The organism is Thermoanaerobacterium xylanolyticum LX-11, from assembly GCF_000189775.2.
GTDB classification, from domain to species: domain Bacteria; phylum Bacillota; class Thermoanaerobacteria; order Thermoanaerobacterales; family Thermoanaerobacteraceae; genus Thermoanaerobacterium; species Thermoanaerobacterium thermosulfurigenes.
Map to the genome: position 1 here is coordinate 1,902,377 of NC_015555.1, position 21,983 is coordinate 1,924,359.

General features: G+C 36.1%; 20 protein-coding genes, 1 pseudogene and 1 riboswitch. Of the genes and pseudogenes, 7 read left to right on the forward strand and 14 right to left on the reverse strand.

Annotated features, from left to right (window positions below):
• Positions 1-63: 63 nt before the first annotated feature.
• The 8 genes from THEXY_RS09305 to rlmD form a co-directional block, all read right to left on the reverse strand.
• Entirely contained in the window at positions 64-924 is an 861-nt protein-coding gene (locus tag THEXY_RS09305) for a sigma 54-interacting transcriptional regulator (protein WP_013788584.1), read from the reverse strand.
• A 61-nt stretch (positions 925-985) separates the two neighbouring features.
• Positions 986-2,260 carry an ATP-dependent Clp protease ATP-binding subunit ClpX gene (gene clpX, locus THEXY_RS09310; RefSeq protein ID WP_013788585.1) on the reverse strand — a complete coding sequence of 425 codons (1,275 nt, stop codon included), beginning with the start codon at positions 2,258-2,260 and terminating at the stop codon, positions 986-988.
• A 20-nt stretch (positions 2,261-2,280) separates the two neighbouring features.
• Positions 2,281-2,865 carry an ATP-dependent Clp endopeptidase proteolytic subunit ClpP gene (gene clpP / locus THEXY_RS09315; RefSeq protein WP_013788586.1) on the reverse strand — a complete coding sequence of 195 codons (585 nt, stop codon included), beginning with the start codon at positions 2,863-2,865 and terminating at the stop codon, positions 2,281-2,283.
• Between the two features lie 4 nt (positions 2,866-2,869).
• The gene (gene tig / locus THEXY_RS09320; RefSeq protein WP_013788587.1) at positions 2,870-4,168 is read right to left on the reverse strand and encodes a trigger factor; all 1,299 of its coding nucleotides are present in this window, start codon (positions 4,166-4,168) and stop codon (positions 2,870-2,872) included.
• A gap of 121 nt (positions 4,169-4,289) precedes the next feature.
• Positions 4,290-5,201: a ribonuclease Z gene (locus THEXY_RS09325; protein WP_013788588.1), complete on the reverse strand. Its 912-nt coding sequence runs from the start codon at positions 5,199-5,201 to the stop codon at positions 4,290-4,292.
• 25 nt (positions 5,202-5,226) lie between these two features.
• Positions 5,227-6,060: a deoxyribonuclease IV gene (locus THEXY_RS09330; RefSeq protein WP_013788589.1), complete on the reverse strand. Its 834-nt coding sequence runs from the start codon at positions 6,058-6,060 to the stop codon at positions 5,227-5,229.
• A gap of 117 nt (positions 6,061-6,177) precedes the next feature.
• Positions 6,178-7,194 carry a DUF7309 domain-containing protein gene (locus tag THEXY_RS09335; RefSeq protein WP_013788590.1) on the reverse strand — a complete coding sequence of 339 codons (1,017 nt, stop codon included), beginning with the start codon at positions 7,192-7,194 and terminating at the stop codon, positions 6,178-6,180.
• A gap of 157 nt (positions 7,195-7,351) precedes the next feature.
• Positions 7,352-8,710, reverse strand: a complete 1,359-nt coding sequence (gene rlmD / locus THEXY_RS09340) for a 23S rRNA (uracil(1939)-C(5))-methyltransferase RlmD (RefSeq protein WP_013788591.1) — start codon at positions 8,708-8,710, stop codon at positions 7,352-7,354.
• A gap of 144 nt (positions 8,711-8,854) precedes the next feature.
• Between rlmD and THEXY_RS09345 the strand changes: the two genes are divergently transcribed.
• From THEXY_RS09345 to THEXY_RS09355, 3 genes are read left to right on the forward strand one after another with little or no spacing between them, the layout of a single operon-like run.
• Positions 8,855-9,037, forward strand: a complete 183-nt coding sequence (locus tag THEXY_RS09345; protein ID WP_013788592.1) for a spore coat associated protein CotJA — start codon at positions 8,855-8,857, stop codon at positions 9,035-9,037.
• Positions 9,038-9,039: 2 nt separating this feature from the next.
• On the forward strand, positions 9,040-9,300 hold the full coding sequence (locus THEXY_RS09350) for a spore coat protein CotJB (RefSeq protein WP_013788593.1): 261 nt from the start codon (positions 9,040-9,042) through the stop codon (positions 9,298-9,300).
• 12 nt (positions 9,301-9,312) lie between these two features.
• Positions 9,313-9,885: a manganese catalase family protein gene (locus THEXY_RS09355; protein WP_013788594.1), complete on the forward strand. Its 573-nt coding sequence runs from the start codon at positions 9,313-9,315 to the stop codon at positions 9,883-9,885.
• Between the two features lie 18 nt (positions 9,886-9,903).
• Here THEXY_RS09355 and THEXY_RS09360 read toward each other — a convergent pair whose 3' ends face one another.
• Positions 9,904-12,312: a homocysteine S-methyltransferase family protein gene (locus THEXY_RS09360; protein WP_195890935.1), complete on the reverse strand. Its 2,409-nt coding sequence runs from the start codon at positions 12,310-12,312 to the stop codon at positions 9,904-9,906.
• 13 nt (positions 12,313-12,325) lie between these two features.
• Positions 12,326-13,228: a methylenetetrahydrofolate reductase gene (locus tag THEXY_RS09365; RefSeq protein WP_013788596.1), complete on the reverse strand. Its 903-nt coding sequence runs from the start codon at positions 13,226-13,228 to the stop codon at positions 12,326-12,328.
• A gap of 54 nt (positions 13,229-13,282) precedes the next feature.
• Positions 13,283-13,377: riboswitch (SAM riboswitch) on the reverse strand.
• 149 nt (positions 13,378-13,526) lie between these two features.
• Between THEXY_RS09365 and THEXY_RS09370 the strand changes: the two genes are divergently transcribed.
• Entirely contained in the window at positions 13,527-14,456 is a 930-nt protein-coding gene (locus THEXY_RS09370) for a DUF362 domain-containing protein (RefSeq protein WP_013788597.1), read from the forward strand.
• A 25-nt stretch (positions 14,457-14,481) separates the two neighbouring features.
• Here THEXY_RS09370 and THEXY_RS09375 read toward each other — a convergent pair whose 3' ends face one another.
• The 3 genes from THEXY_RS09375 to THEXY_RS09385 form a co-directional block, all read right to left on the reverse strand.
• Positions 14,482-15,279 (reverse strand): sugar phosphate isomerase/epimerase family protein, encoded by a 798-nt coding sequence (locus THEXY_RS09375; protein ID WP_013788598.1) that lies wholly within the window; start codon positions 15,277-15,279, stop codon positions 14,482-14,484.
• A gap of 93 nt (positions 15,280-15,372) precedes the next feature.
• Positions 15,373-16,728 (reverse strand): glucose-6-phosphate isomerase, encoded by a 1,356-nt coding sequence (locus tag THEXY_RS09380; protein ID WP_013788599.1) that lies wholly within the window; start codon positions 16,726-16,728, stop codon positions 15,373-15,375.
• Between the two features lie 64 nt (positions 16,729-16,792).
• Positions 16,793-17,290 (reverse strand): HD domain-containing protein, encoded by a 498-nt coding sequence (locus THEXY_RS09385; RefSeq protein WP_013788600.1) that lies wholly within the window; start codon positions 17,288-17,290, stop codon positions 16,793-16,795.
• Positions 17,291-17,420: 130 nt separating this feature from the next.
• Here THEXY_RS09385 and THEXY_RS09390 point away from each other — a divergent pair, with 130 nt between their 5' ends.
• Together THEXY_RS09390 and pepT are read left to right on the forward strand one after the other, a co-directional pair.
• Positions 17,421-17,918, forward strand: coding sequence for a nitroreductase family protein (locus THEXY_RS09390; protein WP_013788601.1), 498 nt, complete (start codon positions 17,421-17,423; stop codon positions 17,916-17,918).
• Positions 17,919-18,037: 119 nt separating this feature from the next.
• The gene (gene pepT, locus THEXY_RS09395) at positions 18,038-19,264 is read left to right on the forward strand and encodes a peptidase T (RefSeq protein ID WP_013788602.1); all 1,227 of its coding nucleotides are present in this window, start codon (positions 18,038-18,040) and stop codon (positions 19,262-19,264) included.
• Positions 19,265-19,290: 26 nt separating this feature from the next.
• On the opposite strand, the gene THEXY_RS09400 is transcribed toward pepT, so the two are convergent.
• Positions 19,291-20,064, reverse strand: a complete 774-nt coding sequence (locus tag THEXY_RS09400) for an alpha/beta hydrolase (protein ID WP_013788603.1) — start codon at positions 20,062-20,064, stop codon at positions 19,291-19,293.
• A 612-nt stretch (positions 20,065-20,676) separates the two neighbouring features.
• Here THEXY_RS09400 and THEXY_RS13040 point away from each other — a divergent pair.
• Positions 20,677-21,911, forward strand: a pseudogene (locus THEXY_RS13040) (IS110 family RNA-guided transposase).
• Positions 21,912-21,983 lie beyond the last annotated feature (72 nt).

A 21,983-nucleotide genomic window follows, 5' to 3' on the forward strand; every position in this document is an offset into this window, starting at 1 on the left:
CCTCTTTTGCCTATTTGCCTTATGATAAATATATTATACATTAAAACATTCTAATCTCAAAAGTTAAAAGATCACACTTTTCAAATCATCTGCAGTTATCTCATCTCTCCCATGCTTTAGCGCTTTAATAGCCAGATGTTGAAGCATACCTATAGCATCTTCTCCATTTTTTGCAGCATCAGCAATTTTTATACACACTTCATCATCAACATAAAACATTCCCTTGTTGGCAGAATTTTTGATTATATCTGCCAATACTCTTTTATCGTATTCCTTAAATTGAATGATTTCGCATAAATCTAGCAATTCATCTGGTAAAAGTGCAGAATCATCTACATTAACAGCAAGACGAAAATCTGCCGGAAATCCTTCTTTTAAAAAGCGTTTCACATGATCTGAAACATTTAAAATCAATCTGTCTTCATAGTACACTTTTTTCGATTTCATCACATCTAAAAGCTTTAAAATATTGTTTGATGTCAAGTTTTCTAAATTATCAATGTAGAGAATCCCATTATTCGCCCTTGTGACAAGCCCTATTTTTATTTTTTTTATCTTACGGGAGCCAAAATCTATTTCAAATACATATCCAAACAATGAATCGCGAATAAAATCATCATTGTACTTTTTATCAGGGTAGTATTCAACGAACTCTCCGCTTTTAAAGAAGCTTTCTTCACTACTTTTAACCTCTTTAAAGCACGTTCTTAAAATATCTCTTTTCCACGTACCACCTGGACCAGTTAATATCATGCTTTTAGGATTTTGGCTCCGCAAATTATTTAATATTTTTAGTACAGCTTCATCTTGTCCCAAAATATCATCAACTTTTTGCACTCTGCACTTTTCTTTAAGAGGTTCATCAAGATGCATTTGAATGAATTTTTGCCTCTCTTCATATGTCATTTCAATATTTTGTGTCATAAAAAACCTCCTTCTACATCTGATATTATGTGATAGAAGGAGGTTTTTATATACTTACTAACTACGATACAGACTCAGATTTCTTGACTCTCTTTTTTGTCTTTTGGGACTCTGAATAAACAATCGTAGGTGGAGCATTGTTCAATACTGTTTCTTCCGTTATGATGCACTTCTCAATATTATCGCTGGATGGTATCTCATACATCACATCAAGCATAAGCTCTTCAAGTATTGACCTTAATCCTCTCGCACCAGTCTTCCTGTCTATTGCCTTTTGAGCAATAACGCTTAGGGCTTTTTTGTCAAATTCAAGTTTCACCCCATCCAATTCAAACAGCTTTTCATACTGCTTTGTCAACGCATTTTTAGGCTCTGTCAGTATTCGTATCAAAGCATCTTTATCAAGAGAATCAAGTGTCACAACAATCGGAAGCCTTCCGATAAACTCTGGAATAAGTCCAAATTTCAAGAGATCTTCAGGCATTATATTCTTTAAGATTTCACCTATTTTCTTCTCCTGTTTGCTTTGAATCTCTGATCCAAATCCTAATGACTTTTTGCCTATCCTGGATTCTATTATCTTTTCAATGCCATCAAATGCACCGCCAACAATGAACAAGATATTCGTAGTATCAATCTGTATGAATTCTTGATGAGGGTGTTTCCGTCCACCTTGAGGCGGAACATTTGCCACAGTACCTTCCAAAATTTTTAAAAGTGCTTGCTGTACACCTTCACCAGAGACATCCCTCGTAATCGACGGATTCTCTGATTTTCTGGCTATCTTATCAACCTCATCAATGTACACAATGCCTTTTTCTGCCTTTTCTATGTCGTAATCTGCCGCCTGAATAAGCTTAAGAAGGATGTTCTCCACATCTTCACCTACATAACCCGCTTCCGTAAGTGATGTAGCATCTGCTATTGCAAACGGCACATTAAGCATCCTTGCTAATGTCTGTGCAAGAAGCGTCTTGCCAGAACCAGTAGGGCCTAACATGAGAATATTGCTTTTTTGAAGCTCAACATCGTCAGATTTTACTCTGCTATTGATCCTCTTGTAATGGTTGTAAACCGCTACTGCCAACGCTTTTTTCGCTTTGTCTTGACCTATTACATACTGGTCAAGAAACTCTTTTATCTCCTTTGGCTTCGGAAGTTCACCTATCTCTACATCGATATTTTCTTCAAATTCTTCATCGATGATTTCTTGGCAAAGCTCTATACATTCGTCACAGATATATACGCCTGGACCGGCAACTAATCTTTTTACCTGATCCTGTGACTTCCCGCAAAAAGAGCACTTCAACTGTTTTTGATTATCATATTTAGCCATTTTTTCACCTCTTCCGGGGCCTATTTTCTCTTAACTAATATCTCATCAATGAGCCCATAAGCTTTTGCTTCTTCTGGATCCATGAAAAAGTCCCTTTCTGTATCTCTTTCAATTTTTTCTAATGGTTGTCCAGTCCTCTCAGACAATATCTTATTTAGTTTTTGTTTCATTTTTATAATTCTCTCAGCGTGAATCTTTATGTCTGTAGCTTGACCCTGCGTGCCTCCTAATGGCTGATGTATCATTATCTCGCTGTTTGGCAGCGAAAATCTCTTGCCTTTTGCGCCTGCAGCAAGTAAGAAGGCACCTGCCGATGCTGCCATACCGACACACATCGTAACAACATCAGGTTTTATATACTGCATCGTATCGTATATAGCGAATGCAGATGTTATAGAACCACCAGGGCTATTTATATAAAGCCAAATATCCTTATCAGGATCTTCTCCCTCTAGAAACAAAAGCTGAGCAACGACGAGGCTTGCTGATACGTCGTTTATCTCTTCTCCTAAGAAGACTATCCTGTCTTTTAAAAGCCTTGAGTATATGTCGTAAGAGCGCTCTCCTCTATTTGTTTGCTCTACAACTATAGGCACTAAGCTCATATTATCACTCCTCTTTATCTATAATTTTACTATTCTCAAAAATAAAGTCAATCGTCTTAAAGTAGACTATATCGTCTTTTATATTGTTTATCTGTGACTCAGTCAGCTCTTTCTTCAAATCTTCTAATTTTACATTGTAATTTGTTGCCATTTCACTAAGTCTTTTATCTACTTCTTCATCTGTAGCAGTTATATTCTCTATTTTACCTATCTTATCGATGACTAACTGCGTCTTAACTCTCAAAGCTGCATCATCGTGCATTTCTTTCCTCAAGTCTTCTTCTGTCTTTCCTGTTATCTCTAAGTATTTATCAAGATCCAATCCTTGATATCTGAGATTGTAATCGAGATCTCTTAAAGATATGTCAATTTGCCTATCTACCATTATTTCTGGTATGTCAACTTTAGAATTCTCTACAACTGCTTTTACTACATTTTCTTTCATTTCTTCTTTAGCGCTTAAATCATACTGTTCTTGCAATTCTCTCTTTATGTCTTCTTTCAATTCATCTAAAGTATCAAACTCGCTTACGTCTTTTGCAAAATCGTCATTTAACTCTGGCAATTCTTTGTGCTTTATTGAAAATATCTTTACTTTAAATACTACATCTTTTCCCTTTAACTCTTCAGCCCTGTAGTCATCAGGGAATTTGACATTTACATCAAACTCCTCATTAACGTTATGTCCAACGATTTGCTCTTCAAATCCAGGAATAAATGTCTTAGAGCCTAACTCTAATGAGTAATTGTCGCTTTTGCCGCCTTCAAACGGTACGCCATCTAAGAATCCTTCAAAGCTTATGTCAACTATATCGCCCATCTGAGCTGCTCTGTCTTCCACTGGTACTACTCTCGCATTACTCTGTCTCATCTGTTCAAGTCTATTATTAATATCTTCGTCTTTAACATTATACTCTACTTTTTTGACTTCTATACCCTTGTACTGTCCAAGCTCTACATCAGGCAATACTGGCACTACTGCCTCTATAATTAAATCTTGGCCTTTTCCAATCTGTAAAATGTCAATTGTTGGATTATCTATCGGCTCAAGCTTCAGAGTATCAATCGCTTCTTGATATGCATCCGGAAATACATGCTCTATAGCATCTTCATAAAGCACACCTTCACCATAGTACCTTTCTATGATAATCCTCGGAGCCTTTCCGCGCCTAAAACCCGGTATGTTAAATCTACCTACATTTTTTTTGTATGAAAAGTTTAATCCTTCTTCAAATTTTTCCTTTGGAATATTTAACTCGATTGTTGCAACACTGTTCTCTATTTTTTTAAGATTACTGCTCATTAAGTAAATCCTCCTATTCATTTGTTTGCGTTAATAACTTCTATTTATTATATCATAAAAATTATTTTAAGCAAATGTCTATACTTTATTTTATCATTTTCTAACATAAATGAAACTATTTTTATACGTCTTTAAAGCGCAATTCTTTTGTCATCATGTCATATCCGACAACGCTATTTTCAAATACATCCTTAGCATACTTTAGATATTTGTCTGGATTTTTTAATGATGGGCTAAAATGAGTCAGCCAAAGCTCTTTCACGTTAGCTTCTTTTGCCACTAAAGCTGTCTCTAAAAACGTGGAATGGTACTTTTTTATCGCTTTTTCTTCATCTAGCGGATCGCCGTACATTCCTTCTCCAATGAAAAGATCGCTATTCTCAGCAATTTTTATAAGATCTTTTGTAGGACGAGTATCAGTAGAATAACTTACTTTTAAGCCTTTTCTGTCTTCACCTAATACCATTTGAGGTGTGAAGATTACACTGCCGTCTTTTATAATGCTTTCGCCGTGCTGAAGTCTATGCCAGTACTCTAATGGTATGTTTAATTCCCTTGCTTTTTTTGCATCAAATTTCGGAAGCCTTTTAACTTCGAAGCTGTAAGCAAAGCACAATGATGTATGTTGAACCACGACATTTTTCACTGTTATTTCCCCGACATTTAAGGAATATCCATCTTTTAATTCAGTATATTCAATTTCAAACGGTATCTCCACAAAAAGAACATTTAAAAGATTTTTCAATACGTCTATTCCTTCAGGGCCCATTAAATTAAGCTTATTTTTCCGTTCTTGGTTTATCATCTGATATATTATGCCAGGAAGTCCCATAATATGGTCTGCATGGTAATGCGTGAAAAATATCGTATCTATATTTAAAAAGCCCCACCCTAATTTTTGAAGCGGAACTTGCGTGCCTTCACCGCAGTCCACCAATATAGATACACCACCATACCTCAATATGAGTGAAGATAGGTTTCTGCCAGGTACAGGCATCATACCTCCTGTACCCAATAAGCATACGTCAAACATATAAAGTCCTCCGGATCGTCAAAAATCAACCATTGTAAAGGCTTCTTAAGAATTTTATTTCCTCTCCGTAGCCTTCAAGGTCATTGGGCGTCTCCAATATGAATGGCAGATGTTTTAAACTTGGATGATTTATGACTCTTGCTATAGCATCTATCCCTATATAACCTTTACCAATTTTTTCATGCCTATCTTTATGGCTTCCTCTCGGATTTTTGCTGTCATTTAAGTGTATAGCAAAAAGTTTATCTAACCCTATGATCTTGTCAAATTCCTCTAATACGCCGTCAAGATTATTTACTATATCATAACCCGCATCATAAACATGGCATGTATCAAAGCACACACCCATTTTCTCTTGCAATTCTACTCTGTCTAAAATCTGTTTTAATTCTTGAAATGTCTTTCCTATTTCTGAGCCTTTTCCTGCCATAGTCTCTAAAAGCACGATTGTAGACTGATTTGGCTTTAATATTTGATTTAACATATTTGCCGTATACTCTATCCCTGTATCAACGCCTTGCTTCACATGGCTCCCTGGATGAAAATCGTAAAGATTACCTGGGAGATATTCCATCCGCATAAGATCGTCTGCCATGACTTCTTTAGCAAACTCTCTCGTCCTATCGTCAGGTGATGACGGATTTAGAGTATATGGTGCATGTGCGACAACTTTAGAAAAATTATTTTTATTCGCAATTTCTACAAATGAATTGCAGTCATTTTTATCTATATCCTTTGCCTTGCTTCCCCTTGGATTTCTCGTAAAAAATTGCAGCGTATTGGCATCAAGCTTTAACGCTTCTTCCGCCATAGCCTTATATCCATTTGAAACCGATAAGTGACATCCTATATATAACATAAATTTCCTCCTAAAATACATTCAAAAGACAGAGGTCTTTTTCTTCATTATAATATATGACTGCAATTTCTCCAAATAAAAATCCAGTGAAATAACTGTATTTACAACAAGCCACTGTTAAAACCTATACCTTAAAAAATTTTCTACAAAGTAATCAATGGCTTTTAACTTTCCTTTGACTTTTAGCTTTATGCCGGCTTTTTTACACAAATCGTCTAATAAATTTAATACATAGTCATCTCTTACAATGATAGTATCAGGTTTACCATAATTTAAAATATAATTAACCGTCATACCAAATATGATTTCCATCTCGTTATCGTCTGGGAAAATAAAATCCTGATCTACTATAAGTCCTGATGTGCTTTCTGCTAAAATACATAATCTCTCCATGACAGGAACATCGTATTTTTCATCTCTTATAGCACCAGTCAAATAAGCTATGTCGACTTCTATTTTGCTTTTATTGGCTTCTTGTCTATTAATCCTTTCTACAAGCAATTCATCCTGTAAAACAAGCTGTGGATAGTCAGGCTCAGGTAAAAGAATTGGTGCTTCTTGATTAGTCCACAAGTTTTTCGTTTTATTGTACATGCGAAGTAGAGTATTGCCTTTTTCAAAATTAACTTTCACATTTCCATCAACATAATCTTTAAGCGCTTCAAATAAATGCTTAAAAACTTCCATTTCAAATAAGACCTCTTCTTTATCTAATAGATATGGCACATAACCTTTTTTAAACGAATGAAAATAAATCCAATTGTTTTTGCCGCGGAATTTAAGCCCCAAATCTTTTACAAGCTTTAACTCTTCTTTTGTCAATTCTTCCCTATTCCCAAAATGGCACATAAGCACATTATCGTCTTGAAACCTTATTTTTTGTATATCAGGTATATCATCTCTTTTAGCCATCGTGTAAAAATTGTTCATTGCATCAAATCCCATATAAGTACCAATGCCGAAAAATTCTCCACCTTTGCCCATTATGCTGCAGTAGACAGGTTCCTCCGCACCGGGCAGTAACATTGTTATTATATCCATATCATATAAATACTCCCATGGCTTTAACTCTTTTATTTTGTTCGCAACATCGTACAACTCTTTCCATTCATCTAAAGTAGCTTCATTTCTCATTATTCTTAAACCTCCATAGTTTTTAATCAAATTCTATTTTGTATTTTTTAATAATTCCTCTTTCCAAAATGTCAAGTACAGTAAAATCAATGTCAGCTCTTTTATTAGAACCTATCCTCTGAAATTATGAACACATAGAAGAACATTCTCCAACTTTCTATACTTTTTTATTTGTCAACAGAACCACCGTCTCTATGTGATATGTGTGAGGAAACATGTCAACACATTTTACCTTTTCCACTTTGTACTGCCTCTGTATCAGCATTTTCAAATCCCTAACAAGTGACACAGGATTGCATGATACGTAAATTATCTTTTCTGGGTTTAATTTTATGATGTCCATTACAGCTTTTGGATTTACTCCAGGTCTTGGAGGATCTAATACGACCACATCTGGCTTATCATTTATCTCTTTTATCCTTTGTGCGACGTCGCCTGCTATAAACTGTATATTATTAAGCCCGTTTAATCTAGCATTTTCTCGTGCAGCATCGACGGCTTCTTCAACAAGTTCTATGCCTACGACTTTTTTAGAAAGTGGTGCCATTATCATTCCTATAGTTCCTGTGCCACAGTACAAGTCAAATAAAATTTTATTGGATATATCACCTGCAAATTCCCTTGCTACACTATAGAGTCTCTCGGCACCTTTTGAATTAGTTTGAAAAAATGAAAATGCGCTTATCTTAAATTTAAGGCCCAGTATTTCTTCCATTATATAGTCTCTGCCATATAGCACTTCAAGTTTTTCACATTTAACCGCATCAGAATAGCTATCATTTACGGTGTGCAATATACCGACAAGTTTTCCTTTTAATTTTATATTTTTAAGCTCACTTGCCAGTTTACTAAAATCATGTTTTTTCTGGGATGTTGTAACGATATTTATGAGAATTTCACCTGTATTTGCCGCTTTTCTAATGACTAAGTTTCTCATGTAGCCTTCGTGTGTCTTTATATTATAGTGTGGCAAGCTGTGCTGTTTTGCATAATCCAAAACATTTTTTAAACATGCGATAAAATCGCTGTCAACAATCCTGCAGTCCTCCGTCGTTATAATGTCATAATACCGCCCTTTTATGTGAAGTCCTAATTGCATTATACCATTATCATCTATTCCAAATGTGTACTCCATCTTGTTTCTATACGAAAAAACATCAGGACTTCCTACAATCCCTAAAAACTCAAAACCTTTTATTCCTGCTTCATCAAGAAGGCTTTTTACATAATCTTCTTTTAATTTTAATTGATCTTTATAATTTATATTTAAATATGCACAGCCGCCACATTTACCAAAATGATTACATACATTATCATGTTCCAAAGGTGATCTCTCGATTATATCTACAACATCTGCCTCAATTCCCTTACCTATTATTCTTTTTATTTTTGCCTTTACCTTTTGTCCTTTAATGGCACCTCTCACTTTAATAATACTGTCATCTAAATATGATAACCCGTAACCTTCTAAATTCATATCATCTATATTAATTATTATTTCTTCGTTTTTCTTCATATCGCATTACCCCTAACCTATTTATATACAATATATATACCATACAAAGTAAAATACGTCAAAACAACCTGCATCCGCATTTTATCACACAAATATATATTTATGAATATTATATATTGAAAACATTAAATGGAGGTTTTATATATGTATGAGTATAATGGATTTTATATACAAAGTTATGATACAGGACAAAAAGGCTTAGCCGAAGCCTATATACCAATACAAAGGTATGTATCATCGTATCCTCCTGAACAAGGTTTAAGGCGTGGAACGATTTTCCCAGAATTAGATAAGCCTTACAATGAGGAAAAATCAAGGGGGTACTGACAATGGACGCAAATCAAGTGGCTCTCATTAAAAAAATAATGGAATTGGATTTTGCTTGTATTGACTTAAATCTCTACCTTGACACACATCCTGATGACCAAAAAGCATTAAGAGATTACAACTACTATAGCCAACAGTCAAGATCTCTAAAGACGCAATATGAGCAGCTTTACGGTCCATTGATGTCTTTTGGCGAAGTACCTTCGCAATGCAACAGATTTAGGTGGGTAGATGACCCATGGCCATGGGAAAACCAATATTAAAGAGGTGATACTATGTGGGTGTATGAAAAGAAGTTAGAATATCCTGCAAATGTATGTAAGCCAGACATTAAGATGGCCAAATTTTTAATTGCACAGTATGGTGGACCAGATGGCGAATTAGCTGCAGCGTTGAGATACCAGACTCAAAGATACACAATGCCTACAGGGCAAGCAAAGGGAACATTGACAGATATATCCACAGAGGAATTCGGTCACTTAGAAATAATCGCTACATTGGTCTTTAAACTGTTAAAAGGCGTACCAGTAGAAGAGCTTAGAAGAGAAGGCCTCGGAGAACAGTACACAGAACACGATAGAGCTCTTTTTTATAGCGATACGACAGGAATGCTTTGGACAGCAGCGTACATTCAAGCAAAGGGTGATGTAATCGCAGATCTTCATGAAGACATGGCAGCAGAAGAAAAGGCAAGAGCAACGTATGAACACCTTATAAATCTTACAGATGACCCTTGTGTAAAAGATACATTAAGATTTTTAAGAGAAAGAGAAATTGTACACTTCCAGAGATTTGGAGAGACTTTGGATCTGGTGCAAGAACACTTAAGAAGCAAAAAGATATTTTAAAAGCCGGGATACCCGGCTTTAATTTATTTCACTAAACACCTTATCTGCTATCCTTACAGCTTCTTGTGCGTTTGAGCCATAGTAATCAGCTCCAATTTTCATCGCATAATCCTTTGTAAGTACGGCACCGCCTACCATGATTTTTATATCATATTTTTCTCTTAATATTTTAATGGTCTTTTCCATATTATTTAGCGTAGTTGTCATCAGGGCGCTAAGCCCTATCAGTTTCGCATTTGTCCTCTTAACTTCATCTGCAATTTTAGACGGTTTGACATCCTTTCCAAGATCTATAACTTCATAGCCATAATTTTCAAGCAACACTTTTACTATATTTTTACCTATATCGTGTATATCGCCTTCAACTGTTGCCAGTATTATTTTACCCTTTGAGCCCATCCCTTTAGGCATTTTTTCCTTTAAAACCTTAAAAGCACTTTCAACAACTTCAGCAGAATTTAAAAGCTGTGGAAGAAAATATATCCCTTTGTCATACTTATCTCCTACATCTTTAAGTGCAGGTATTATCGTATTGTCTACTATGCTTAATGGTTCTACGCCTTCATTAAGTATTTCCAACACTAATCTATCTATATCAGCCTTTTTGCCTTCTAATATATCTCTGTAAAGCACCTCTCTTGCATTACTATCTGTTTTTTTCTCTACAGATAATACTGATGTCTTATTTATCCCATCATCTTTCTTATATGTATTTATGTATCTTTCGCATCTTTTATCCCTTGATGATAAGACCATCGAAGCATTCAATATATCCATTGTTATCTTATCATTTGGATTGACTATAACAGCATCTAAACCGTATGATATCGCCATCGCAAGAAATGCAGTATTTATAAGTTGCCGCTCAGGCAATCCATAAGATACATTGCTAAGTCCTATGACCGTACTTACTCCAAGCTTAGACTTAACAAGTTTGATGGCTTTTAATGTTTCAATTGCTGCTGTCTGCTCAGATGACACTGTAAGAGCAATACAATCAATTATTATATCCTCCTTTGGTATTCCATACTCTAAAGCAGCTTTTACAATCTTCTCAGCGTTTCTAAGTCTTTCATCTGCATCTTTAGGAAGACCATCATCACTTATTGTAAGTCCTATAACACTTGTACCGTATTTTTTGACAATAGGCAACACTTCTTGTAAACTTTTCTCTTTTGCACTGACAGAATTTATAATAGGCTTACCTCTGACTATCCTAACTGCTTTTTCAATCGCCCTTACATTGCTACTGTCTATCTGCAATGGTACGTTGACGATGTTCTGTACCTGTGAAACGATTCTAGGCATCAATTCCTCTTCGTTTATACCAGGCACACCGATATTCACGTCAAGTACGCTTGCCCCAAGCTTTTCCTGCGATACAGCTTCGTCGTAGATCAGATTAAAATTTCCTTCTTTGATAGCTGCACTTAATTTCTTCTTTCCTGTAGGATTTATCCTTTCGCCGATTACACACACAGGATAATCGCTACCTATGAAAACAGTCTTTGTATTTGATGAAACTGCTGTGTATTCTTTCACGGCAGTTTTTTTCTCTGTGTCATGTATCTCAGCTTTCAAAAGCTTAATAAATTCTGGAGTTGTCCCACAACAACCACCAACAATAGATGCTCCACATTCTAAAAGCTTTTTTGTCTCGACGGCAAATTTCTCTTTCGTAATGTCGTAAAGAGTCAATCCATCCTCTAAATGAGGCATTCCTGCATTTGGCTGCGCCAAAATTGGTATCCTTGAAACTTCAGCCATCTTCTTCACTATGTCTGCCATCATGTCAGGTCCCGTAGAGCAATTGACACCTATGGCATCAAGGCCAAGCCCTTGAAGACTTACTACTGCTGTAACAGGGTCTGTCCCCATAAGCGTCCTTCCATCTTCTTGAAACGTCATGGTACAAATTACCTTTAAATTAGCATTTTCCTTTACAGCGAGAATAGCCGCCTTCGCTTCTAATATATCTGACATAGTCTCAATAAGCGCCAAATCGGCACCGGCTTTTTCCCCTTCTACAGCAACCTCTGCAAAAGCATTATAAGCCTCGTCAAATGTCAGCTTGCCAAAAGGCTCCATCAGTTCGCCAATAGGTCCCATAGAAAGAGCAACAGCTTTATCACCAGCAGCTTTTCTGGCTATCTGCACTGCACTTTTGACTATTTCAGGCAATTTATCCGAAAGATTGTAGGATCTTAATTTTATCCTATTAGCGCCAAATGTATTTGTCTCAATAACATCTGCCCCTGCATCTATATACGACTTGTGGATTTCGTACACAATATCTGGATGTAAAAGATTGTAATATTCTGGGCATTCTCCTGTTTTAAGTCCTTTTTTCTGAAGCATAGTGCCCATTGCTCCGTCAAAGACGATTATGCTATTCTTTAAATTCTTAAAAATATCCAATTGCAACATCTCCTTATGATGACTACAATACTTCTTCTATATCATTTTGTCTCATGTTCTTTACGCCATTTACAATGTCAACAACTATATCTGTCTTGCCAAGTGGCATAATATGAACACCACCTACTTTATCTTTTATCTTGTTTATAAATTCTATTGCAATTTTTATCCCTTCACCTTTTTCACCGTCTTTTAACCTGTCTATTATTTTTTCAGGTATCTCGATGCCAGGCACCTTTTCGTTCAAGTTTAAAGCCATCTTATAGCTTTTAAGGGGTAGTACCCCTACTAAAACTGGAATATCAAATTGCTTTACAGCATCAAGAAATCCGTATAAAATCTCCTCATCGTAAACAGGCTGAGTCTGTATGAAAGATGCTCCACTTTCTATTTTCGTCTTTAATTTTTCTATTGATTCAGGTCTTAAATCATTTGGATTTGCTGTTGTTCCTATGCAGAAATTTGTAGATGATTCTAATTTATTTCCACTGTAATCAAATCCATCATTTAGCGACTTTGCTATCTTCACAAGACCTACAGAATCTACGTCGTACACGCCTGTTGCCTGTGGCACATCACCTCGCTTTGGATCGTCTCCTGTAAGGGCAAGGATATTTCTAACTCCAAGAGCATATGCACCCAAAAGCTCTGCTTGAAGACCAATAAGATTTCTGTCCCTACATGTTAAGTGAAATATGGTTTCTATGTTTAGATGATTTTGCAAAAGATGCGCCAATGCAATAGGGCTCATTCTCATATTTGCCATAGGACAATCAGTTATATTTAAAGCATCTGCTATTCCATATAATTTTTTCGCTTCTTCAATAGAATTTGAAATATCAGCTCCTTTTGGCGTCGATATCTCCACAGTTATGACAAATTGCTTATTTTTAAGCTTTTGACACAAATTTTCAGAATTTTGCAAAACGGCCCCTCCTTAAAATAAAAAAACTCTTCGCCAAAAGAAGAGATATTTTTGCTCCCATCTTTCAGCGATATGCTGCTGGAATTGGCACCGTGATATCCGGTTGCCGAGCTTCATAGGGCCAGTCCCTCCGCTACTCTTGATAAGAGTTTACTATATTAATTTATTAAATTATATGATACCGTCCTCTGGTACAATTGTCAATGAAATATTTGTTGAAATGTTAAAATTACTTAGGCTTTTTGCTTAGATATTTTAATTTTTGATAAAATGCAAATCATATATATGAGGTGATTTTATGAGGTACAGAAAAATTGTAGAACCAGTAGTAGCAATAGCATCTGGCCCTGATGAGATACAAAACTTAAATACCGCTTTAAACTTATTACCTTTGCAAAATCTAATCGAAGCAGGCAATACCGTTGTAATAACGCCGAATTTCGTTAAAAGCAAGCCTCCTCAAAGCGGTACGATAGTAGGACCAGATACGTTGAGAGCCCTTATAAGATACGTAAAATCCAAAAATCCTGGCAGGATTGTTATTGCCGCTGGCTCTGGTGGAGATCCTACACCTAAAGTTTTATCTGACAATGGATTTGATAAAGTCATTTCAGAAGAAGGCATCGAATTTGTAGATTTAAATTATGGCCCTTACGTAGAATTGCTGCTGGACGACTGTCTTTTAAAATCCACAAAAGTAAATGAACTTTATGAAAAAATGGATGTACTAATTTCATTCACTCAAATGAAAATGCACGAAGAAGCTACAGTATCGCTTGGAATCAAAAACATAGCTTTAAGCTGGCCTCCCGCAGAAATACATGGATTTCCCAAAAAAAATTTAGGCATACACGATGACCTTCACAATTTCATAAGGGCCATGGTTGAAAAAATATCTATAGATCTTACAATATTAAGCGGTCAAGAAGCGATGATAGGCACAGGGCCATCAGAAGGAAAGCCTATCAATGCAAACATGATAATAGCAGGAACAGATCCTGTAGCAACAGATACAGTAGGTGCCAGAATGTTCGGACTTATGCCTCAAGGCGTCAACTACTTGTTTCAATGTGCTAAAAGAGGTGTAGGTACGGGTGAGCTTAAAAACGTCACTATTAAAGGCATACCATTACAACAAGCCGAACTGAATTTCTCTACGCTGGCATATGGCTATGGCATCGCCCTAGATTCAAGCGGAATAAAGCAAATGGTACCCGGTAAAGCTTAAAGGATAAGGGTTTACTCCCTTATCTTTATCTTTCAAAGATGCTTTTTAGGTATTCAATGCCTTCTTTTAAATCATCAATATCTTTATAGTTGTTTCTGTAGATTTCCATTATAATAGATCCAGTGTAATCCAATTTTTTTAACTCTCTATTAAGCTTTGCAAAATCAAATGTTCCTCTGCCTGGAAGGTACAGATTGCCCCAATCATCGTAATCGCATAAATGAACATTGATAAGTTTATCACCCATTGATTTTAAGTATTCAAATGGGTCTTCCTTGCTTTTCATCGCCTGCTTTATATCTAAGGTGAAATAAACATTTCTGCTTTTCACAGACTGTTTTATTGATGTAGCAAATTCCGGATACGAAAACCAGCACCAATAGACATTTTCCCAAGAAAATTTAATCCCATATTCTCCTGATGTATCAGCTATATAATCCACATATTTCGCAATCTTGTCAAAATCAATATTAGGCGTCGTGTCCTTTTTAACGGCAGGTCCGTGAAAAACGTAAATCTTTGCCTTAAGTATCTTTGCTGCTTTCAAGACTTTAATGAGCATCTTTGAGGCATCGTTCCTTTGCCTTTCAGTTGCTGAAAAAAGCTGCGGTTCAAATTGAGTTCCTATCGCATGTACTGAATTAACTTCAATGCCGTATCTATCTAAATCATCCCTCATAGCTTTGCAATAATCTTCATCATATTCGCTGTAAGATTCCAAAAAAACTTCCACATTTTTTATGCCTATTTCAGCTATTATCGGTATTGTCTTCTCAGTAAGAAATTCAGGATAAAAACAAGCCGTAGATATGCCTACTTCCATTTCATCACCATCCAAAAACAATTCTCACATATTATATTATACACAAAACCTTTCTGACAAAAAAAGATATGCCAATCGGCATATCTTTCATAACTATCTTTTTAGTCTTTTTTCCAATTCCTCTTTTTCTTTTTCATAACCAGGTTTGCCTAAAAGTGCAAACATGTTTTTCTTGTACGCTTCAACACCTGGTTGATCAAACGGATTGACGCCATTTAAATACCCGCTTATTCCACAAGCCATCTCAAAGAAGTATACAAGGTATCCAAAATTGTAAGCTGATATCTCAGGCACATTCACAATTAGGTTAGGCACTCCGCCGTCATTGTGAGCAAGCACTGTCCCTTCGAAAGCTTTCTTGTTTACGAAATCAACTGTCTTACCCGTCAAGAAATTAAGCCCGTCTACATTATCCTTGTCTTCATTTATCGTTATTTCTTTAAGTGGCTTTTCAACATTTATGACAGTCTCAAATATTATCCTGCTACCATCTTGAATAAATTGTCCCATTGAGTGTAAATCTGTTGAAAAATCCACTGATGCCGGATAAATACCTTTATGATCTTTTCCTTCACTTTCACCAAAAAGCTGTTTCCACCACTCTGAAAAATAGTGAAGTCTTGGCTCATAGTTGACTAAAATTTCAACAGATTTACCTTTTCTGTAAAGAGCATTTCTTACAATAGCATACTGCATACTTAAATTTTCTTTGATATACGGCTTTTTGAAGACTATAGATGCATCGTACGCACCTTTCATCATTTCATCGATATCTATACCTGAAGCCGCTATAGGAAGCAGACCTACAGCCGTTAAAACCGAGTATCTTCCACCTACATCATCAGGAATCACAAATGTCTCATATCCTTCTTCATCAGCCAGTTTTTTAAGGGCACCTTTCGCTCTATCCGTCGTAACATATATCCTTGACTTTGCTTCTTCTTTTCCGTATTTTTTCTCCAGGAAATCTCTGAAAACTCTAAAAGCTATAGCTGGTTCTGTAGTAGTGCCAGATTTCGATATTACATTTATAGAAACATCTTTTCCTTCTAATATTTCTAATAAATCTTGAAGATATGTAGAGCTTATGCTGTTTCCTGCAAAGTATATCTCTGGCGCTTTTCTAACAGATTGCGGTAAAACATTGTAAAATGAGTGTGTAAGCATCTCAATCGCTGCTCTTGCACCTAAATATGAACCACCAATACCGATAACCACAAGTACATCTGAATCTGATTTTATCTTCTCTGCAGCTTTTTTAATGCGAGCAAATTCTTCCTTGTCATAATCTTTAGGCAAATCAACCCATCCAAGGAAATCGCTTCCCTGGGCTGTCTTATTAAGCACCATATCTAATGATAGAAGCGCTTGCTTCTCAAGATATGATATTTCGTGCTCATTGACAAAATTTAGCGCATTTGAATAATCAAAGTTCAATACATTTGTCATATGTAAACCTCCAATCTTTTTTTACATCTCATATTTTATACCATATGATACATATTATCAAGCTTTAGCTGAGAAACATATCGTTTGCAATCATCTTGCCTGTATGTGTCTTGAAATTTTTCTCAATAATATTTGCCACATTTTCTTTATCCTCGTACAATTCGTCTTCTTCGATGTTGACTAAAAGATCTGATTCCCATATTATCTGAAAATCAATCCCATCATTTTTAGACGCCGTATGGTGTCCACCTATAATGTATGCAACTCTATCTATAATATCCTCATCTTCATTATTTTTTAGCATTATCTCTCTTGCAATCGGCGGTCCTTCTATTTCCTGATATTTGCCGGATGAACTACCGTACTTTTCCTCAGCCTTTTTGATACCAATATCGTGCAAAATTGCGCTTATGTATATAACCTTTTTCGTTTTTTCATCTGCAATATGCTCACCATAAGCAATTCTATCAGCATAATTAAGCACTTTCAATGCGTGATTTATTCTTTTTAAATCTGAACCATAGTATTCTTTAAGCTCAACAATGTATTTAAGCCTTGACATAATCTCATCTCCCCCCTTATCTTTTCTTTAATTATTATTTTTGCATAATGATAGTTTACCGTCAATAAACATTTCGTTAAATTTTGAAATTAATTTTATAGTGGTTATAATATAGATGGAGGTGTTTTAAATGGATGCAATAGAAGTATTAAAACAAAGAAGATCTGTTAGAACTTTTGAAGATAAACCGATACCAAAAAATATTTTAGAGGACATCATCGACTGCGGAAGATTAGCTCCATCAGGAAACAACGCTCAACCATGGCATTTTGTGGTTGTCACTGATAAAGAGACTCTAAAGTTTATATCAGAGAAGGCTACATACGGCAAATTTATAAAAGATGCGGCAGCATGCGTCGTAGTATATTGCGAGAAAGACAATAGACATCATCTGGAAGACGGATCGGCGGCAACAGAAAACATCATGTTAGCAGCAAAGGCACACGGCATTTCTTCATGCTGGGTCGCTGGATATGACCGCAGTTATGAAAATGACATTAATGAGCGTCTAAACGTTCCTTCTAATCTAAGGATGATTTCCATCATTCCATTAGGATACAGTCAAGACAATCCAGCCCCAAGAAACAAAAAATCATTGCAAGACGTAATCCATTGGGAGAAGTTTTGATATCTAACTTCTGTATAATTTTATTAAGCCTGGTAATAGCCCAGGCTTTAATTCTTTTAAAATTTTTTTATAAGTGATAAAATTAAATTATAGAATATTTTGTGAAAGAAGGGGTAATATTGGAAACTGCAGTTAAACGATTTTTAAGGTACGTAAAATATGAAACGACATCAGATGAAAACTCTTCGAAATGTCCCAGCACAGAAGGGCAGATGGCTTTTGCAAAAGTTTTATCTGACGAATTGAAATCCATAGGACTTGAAGACGTATCTGTTGATGAAAATGGCTATGTAATGGGCACCATATTATCAAACGTTGACGAAGAAGTACCCGTAGTAGGATTTATAGCCCACATGGATACAAGCCCTGATATGTCAGGAAAAAATGTAAATCCTCAGATTATAGAAAACTATGATGGAAATGATATAGTCCTAAACAGAGATCTTAATGTAGTCTTGTCGCCAAATGATTTCCCTGAATTAAAGCAGTACGTAGGAAAATCATTGATTACAACAGATGGAACGACTCTATTAGGTGCCGATGACAAAGCAGGCGTTGCAGCAATCATCACAGCTTGTGAATATCTTATTTCACACCCTGAAATAAAGCATGGCACGATAAAAATATGCTTTACACCAGATGAGGAAATTGGAAGAGGTGCTGATAAATTTGATGTAGAAAAATTTGGAGCAGACTTTGCGTATACCATCGATGGTGAAAGCATTGGACAGCTAGAGTACGAGAATTTTAATGCAGCTTCAGCCAAAATAACCATACACGGCAGAAACGTCCATCCAGGTATGGCAAAAGGCAAAATGAAAAATTCAGTGTTGATTGGAGTAGAACTTGCTTCCATGCTTCCACTTGAAGAAACACCTGAGAATACAGAGGGATATGAAGGCTTCTATCATCTGACCAATTTTGACGGAAATGTAGAAGAAACCCACATGCAATACATAATAAGGGATTTTGACAAAGAAAACTTTGAAAACCGAAAAAATTACTTGATAAATTTAATTAGCAACTTAAATGAAAAATACGGTGAAAACACTGTTGAAATAGACTTAAAAGACCAATATTACAACATGAGAGAAATAATAGAAAAGGATATGAGGATAATCGATATTGCAGTAAAAGCCATGGAACTAGCTGATGTCAAACCTAATGTTTCCCCAATAAGAGGAGGAACAGATGGTGCAAGGCTTTCATACATGGGCCTCCCTACTCCCAATATTTTCACCGGCGGTCACAATTTCCACGGCAGATACGAATACATACCTACTTTTGCTATCGAAAAGGCTGTGGAGGTAATATTGAATATTGTAAAACTTGTAGCAGAAGGATAATTTTAAAGGGCCAATAACTGGCCCTTTTACCTTAATTTCTCTTTCAAAAAAGTTACAGACTCATCTATGGCTCTTTTTTCCCAATCAAGCCTATTAAAAGTATGATCTGAACCGTCTATTGATACTCTATGACCTTTTTCTTTATAAACTGTCTTTAAAATCTCCTCAGATACAGTGTATGGAACAGCTTCATCTTTAGTACCATGAATTATAAGTACATCTTTGTCAAATCCTTTTGCAGATTGGAAAATATCGATATTAACTATATCGGATACAAATCCTTTCCCTAAGGCAAGACCTCCTATGTCCAAAAATCCATGTTGACTAAGCAAATTCCCTGCTTCGCTTTGAGATTGGAGTATAACTATATCTCTCATGTTAAAAGCAGGAGCCCATAACACTAATGATTTTACTATGTTTTTGTACTCATTTGCAATAATTGCAGCTATAGCACCACCCATGCTAAGTCCTAATATACCTATATTATCAATATCTGTAGCTGGGTAGTTTTTGATAAATTCTACTATATTTCTTGCATCTTCTAATTCACCGCTGAATGTCATGTCTACAAAATCTCCGTCGCTTTCTCCAGAACCATAAAAATCAAATCTGACGCTACCAATGCCTACCTTTTCCAGCTCCCTCGACAATTTTACAAATATGAAATGTGACTCCACTTTGTTACCAGTAAAGCCGTGAAATATAGCTATCATTGGTACTTTTCCGCTTGCACTATTAGGAATGTGCATCATACCTCTCAATGTCTTAGATCCATACGTCAGTTCAACTGGTTTTTGCATAACATCACCTCTCTCGTATAATATGATTTGTAATCAACTAAAAAGATCGATCTTTAAAAAGATTACAAAATTTAATTGAACCTTGATAATTGAATATTGTTTTTTAATTTCGTTATTATTAGCTCTCTCAAGTGCCACTTGATACTTATGCATACATCGCATAACTACTATCTATGTTTGGAATGATGGATTGTCAAGCCCGAACGCAGTGAGTTTATTTTAGGCTTGACTATACATCGGCCAAACATATAATCTTCTATACGATGTATGCTGGATCGCTGCATTTTGCATTTGTAGTACACGAATTCCCTCTTTCTTCTTCAGGTTGTCTCTGTTAAACTATTTTTAGAATTTGGTTTCAGGGTCGCTCTGAAAACCTCCTGAAGACCCTACTTTAGGGTACTTCTCGTCTAAGACTGCACCCCTGGGATTACTCGTTTAGTTCTGACTCGCTTGCTGTCCATATCATACTCTTCCGTATGTTTCAGCATCCATACGGTGTATCCTATGAGTATTGATATAGTTCTGATATCGCGAGGCTGTTTCTCGGTAATCTGTCAGGGATTAACCTGGTACTGGTTCTCAATTTTTTTAATGAAAGGAGGAATTTACGTGCCCAGTACTTTATTCGTCGGTATAGACGTAAGCAGTCAATCTAATTCTGTTTTCTTTATTGATCAAGATGGCAATAACCTCATTAAGAAACCTTTTTCGGTTTCTAATGATATCCCAGGTGCTTTGTATCATCTCTGAGGTGATTTCTCATGCTAACGCTATTAATGCTTCCTGTGTCAAAATTGGTATGGAAGCCACTTCTCATTATGCATGGCACCTCCATCTTCACCTGGTTTCTTCTCCTGACCTGGCACCTTTTAACCCTAAATTCTTTGTTATGAATCCAGGTGTCGTCAAGGGTTTTAAAAAGGCTTATACCTATTTGCCTAAAACTGACGATTTTGATGCCAGAATCATTGCTGATTGTGTCAGATTCGGTAGGGTAAACCCTACTCCTATGCCTGACTTTAGGTATGCTGCGCTACAGCGCCTTACTCGTTTTAGATACCATCTGGTACAAACTATATCCAGTGAAAAGAGCAGAGCTTTGAACCTCCTTTATCTCAAGTTCTCTTCATATAAGGAAGACTGTCCTTTTAGCGACGTCTTTGGCTCAGCATCTACTTCTGTTTTTGATTCTTTTACTCCTGATGAGATCGCTGTTATGCCTGTGGAGGAACTTGTAGATTTTGTCTTGAGTCATGGCAACAATAGATTGAAAAATCCCGAAGAAATTGCTAAGACACTTAAGTCTGCTGCTAATAGGGCATATCGTCTTAATCCTGACATGTGCGATACTGTTAGCATGACTTTGACCATGACTCTTGAAAATATCAGATTTCTTGAGTCACAACTTAAAAAAACTTGACAAAGAAATCTCTAAACAGCTTAATGGCTTTCACCAAACTCTGACTACTATTCCAGGTTTCGGTAATGTACTAGCCGCAGGCCTTGTGGCTGAGATTGGCGATGTTAAGCGGTTTAAAAATGAATGCGCTGTAGCTAAATTTGCAGGCCTCGTGTGGAATAAATATCAATCTGGCAACTTTAGTGCTGAAGATACCTCTTTAGCTAAGTGCGGTAACCAGTATTTAAGGTACTATCTTGTAGAAGCAGCTAATTGCGTAAGGATACACGCAAAAGAATATGCTGATTTCTACTGCAAGAAGTACAATGAGGTTACAAAACACCAGCATAAAAGAGCCCTCGTCTTAACGGCACGTAAGCTTGTAAGACTGGTCTTTGCTATGCTGAGTAAAGGCCAAATCTACCAACCAGGAGGTAATGGATAGATTTAATAAGTATTTTTAACTGAATATACTCTAAGTTCCTTCCATTATTATCCAATTTATGGTAGGTTTATT

Coding starts and splice junctions, on each gene's coding strand:
- THEXY_RS09305 (WP_013788584.1), bottom strand. CDS start 924: ATGACACAAAATATTGAAATGACATATGAAGAGAGGCAAAAATTCATT.
- clpX (WP_013788585.1), bottom strand. CDS start 2,260: ATGGCTAAATATGATAATCAAAAACAGTTGAAGTGCTCTTTTTGCGGG.
- clpP (WP_013788586.1), bottom strand. CDS start 2,865: ATGAGCTTAGTGCCTATAGTTGTAGAGCAAACAAATAGAGGAGAGCGC.
- tig (WP_013788587.1), bottom strand. CDS start 4,168: ATGAGCAGTAATCTTAAAAAAATAGAGAACAGTGTTGCAACAATCGAG.
- THEXY_RS09325 (WP_013788588.1), bottom strand. CDS start 5,201: ATGTTTGACGTATGCTTATTGGGTACAGGAGGTATGATGCCTGTACCT.
- THEXY_RS09330 (WP_013788589.1), bottom strand. CDS start 6,060: ATGTTATATATAGGATGTCACTTATCGGTTTCAAATGGATATAAGGCT.
- THEXY_RS09335 (WP_013788590.1), bottom strand. CDS start 7,194: ATGAGAAATGAAGCTACTTTAGATGAATGGAAAGAGTTGTACGATGTT.
- rlmD (WP_013788591.1), bottom strand. CDS start 8,710: ATGAAGAAAAACGAAGAAATAATAATTAATATAGATGATATGAATTTA.
- THEXY_RS09345 (WP_013788592.1), top strand. CDS start 8,855: ATGTATGAGTATAATGGATTTTATATACAAAGTTATGATACAGGACAA.
- THEXY_RS09350 (WP_013788593.1), top strand. CDS start 9,040: ATGGACGCAAATCAAGTGGCTCTCATTAAAAAAATAATGGAATTGGAT.
- THEXY_RS09355 (WP_013788594.1), top strand. CDS start 9,313: ATGTGGGTGTATGAAAAGAAGTTAGAATATCCTGCAAATGTATGTAAG.
- THEXY_RS09360 (WP_195890935.1), bottom strand. CDS start 12,312: ATGTTGCAATTGGATATTTTTAAGAATTTAAAGAATAGCATAATCGTC.
- THEXY_RS09370 (WP_013788597.1), top strand. CDS start 13,527: ATGAGGTACAGAAAAATTGTAGAACCAGTAGTAGCAATAGCATCTGGC.
- THEXY_RS09375 (WP_013788598.1), bottom strand. CDS start 15,279: ATGGAAGTAGGCATATCTACGGCTTGTTTTTATCCTGAATTTCTTACT.
- THEXY_RS09380 (WP_013788599.1), bottom strand. CDS start 16,728: ATGACAAATGTATTGAACTTTGATTATTCAAATGCGCTAAATTTTGTC.
- THEXY_RS09385 (WP_013788600.1), bottom strand. CDS start 17,290: ATGTCAAGGCTTAAATACATTGTTGAGCTTAAAGAATACTATGGTTCA.
- THEXY_RS09390 (WP_013788601.1), top strand. CDS start 17,421: ATGGATGCAATAGAAGTATTAAAACAAAGAAGATCTGTTAGAACTTTT.
- THEXY_RS09400 (WP_013788603.1), bottom strand. CDS start 20,064: ATGCAAAAACCAGTTGAACTGACGTATGGATCTAAGACATTGAGAGGT.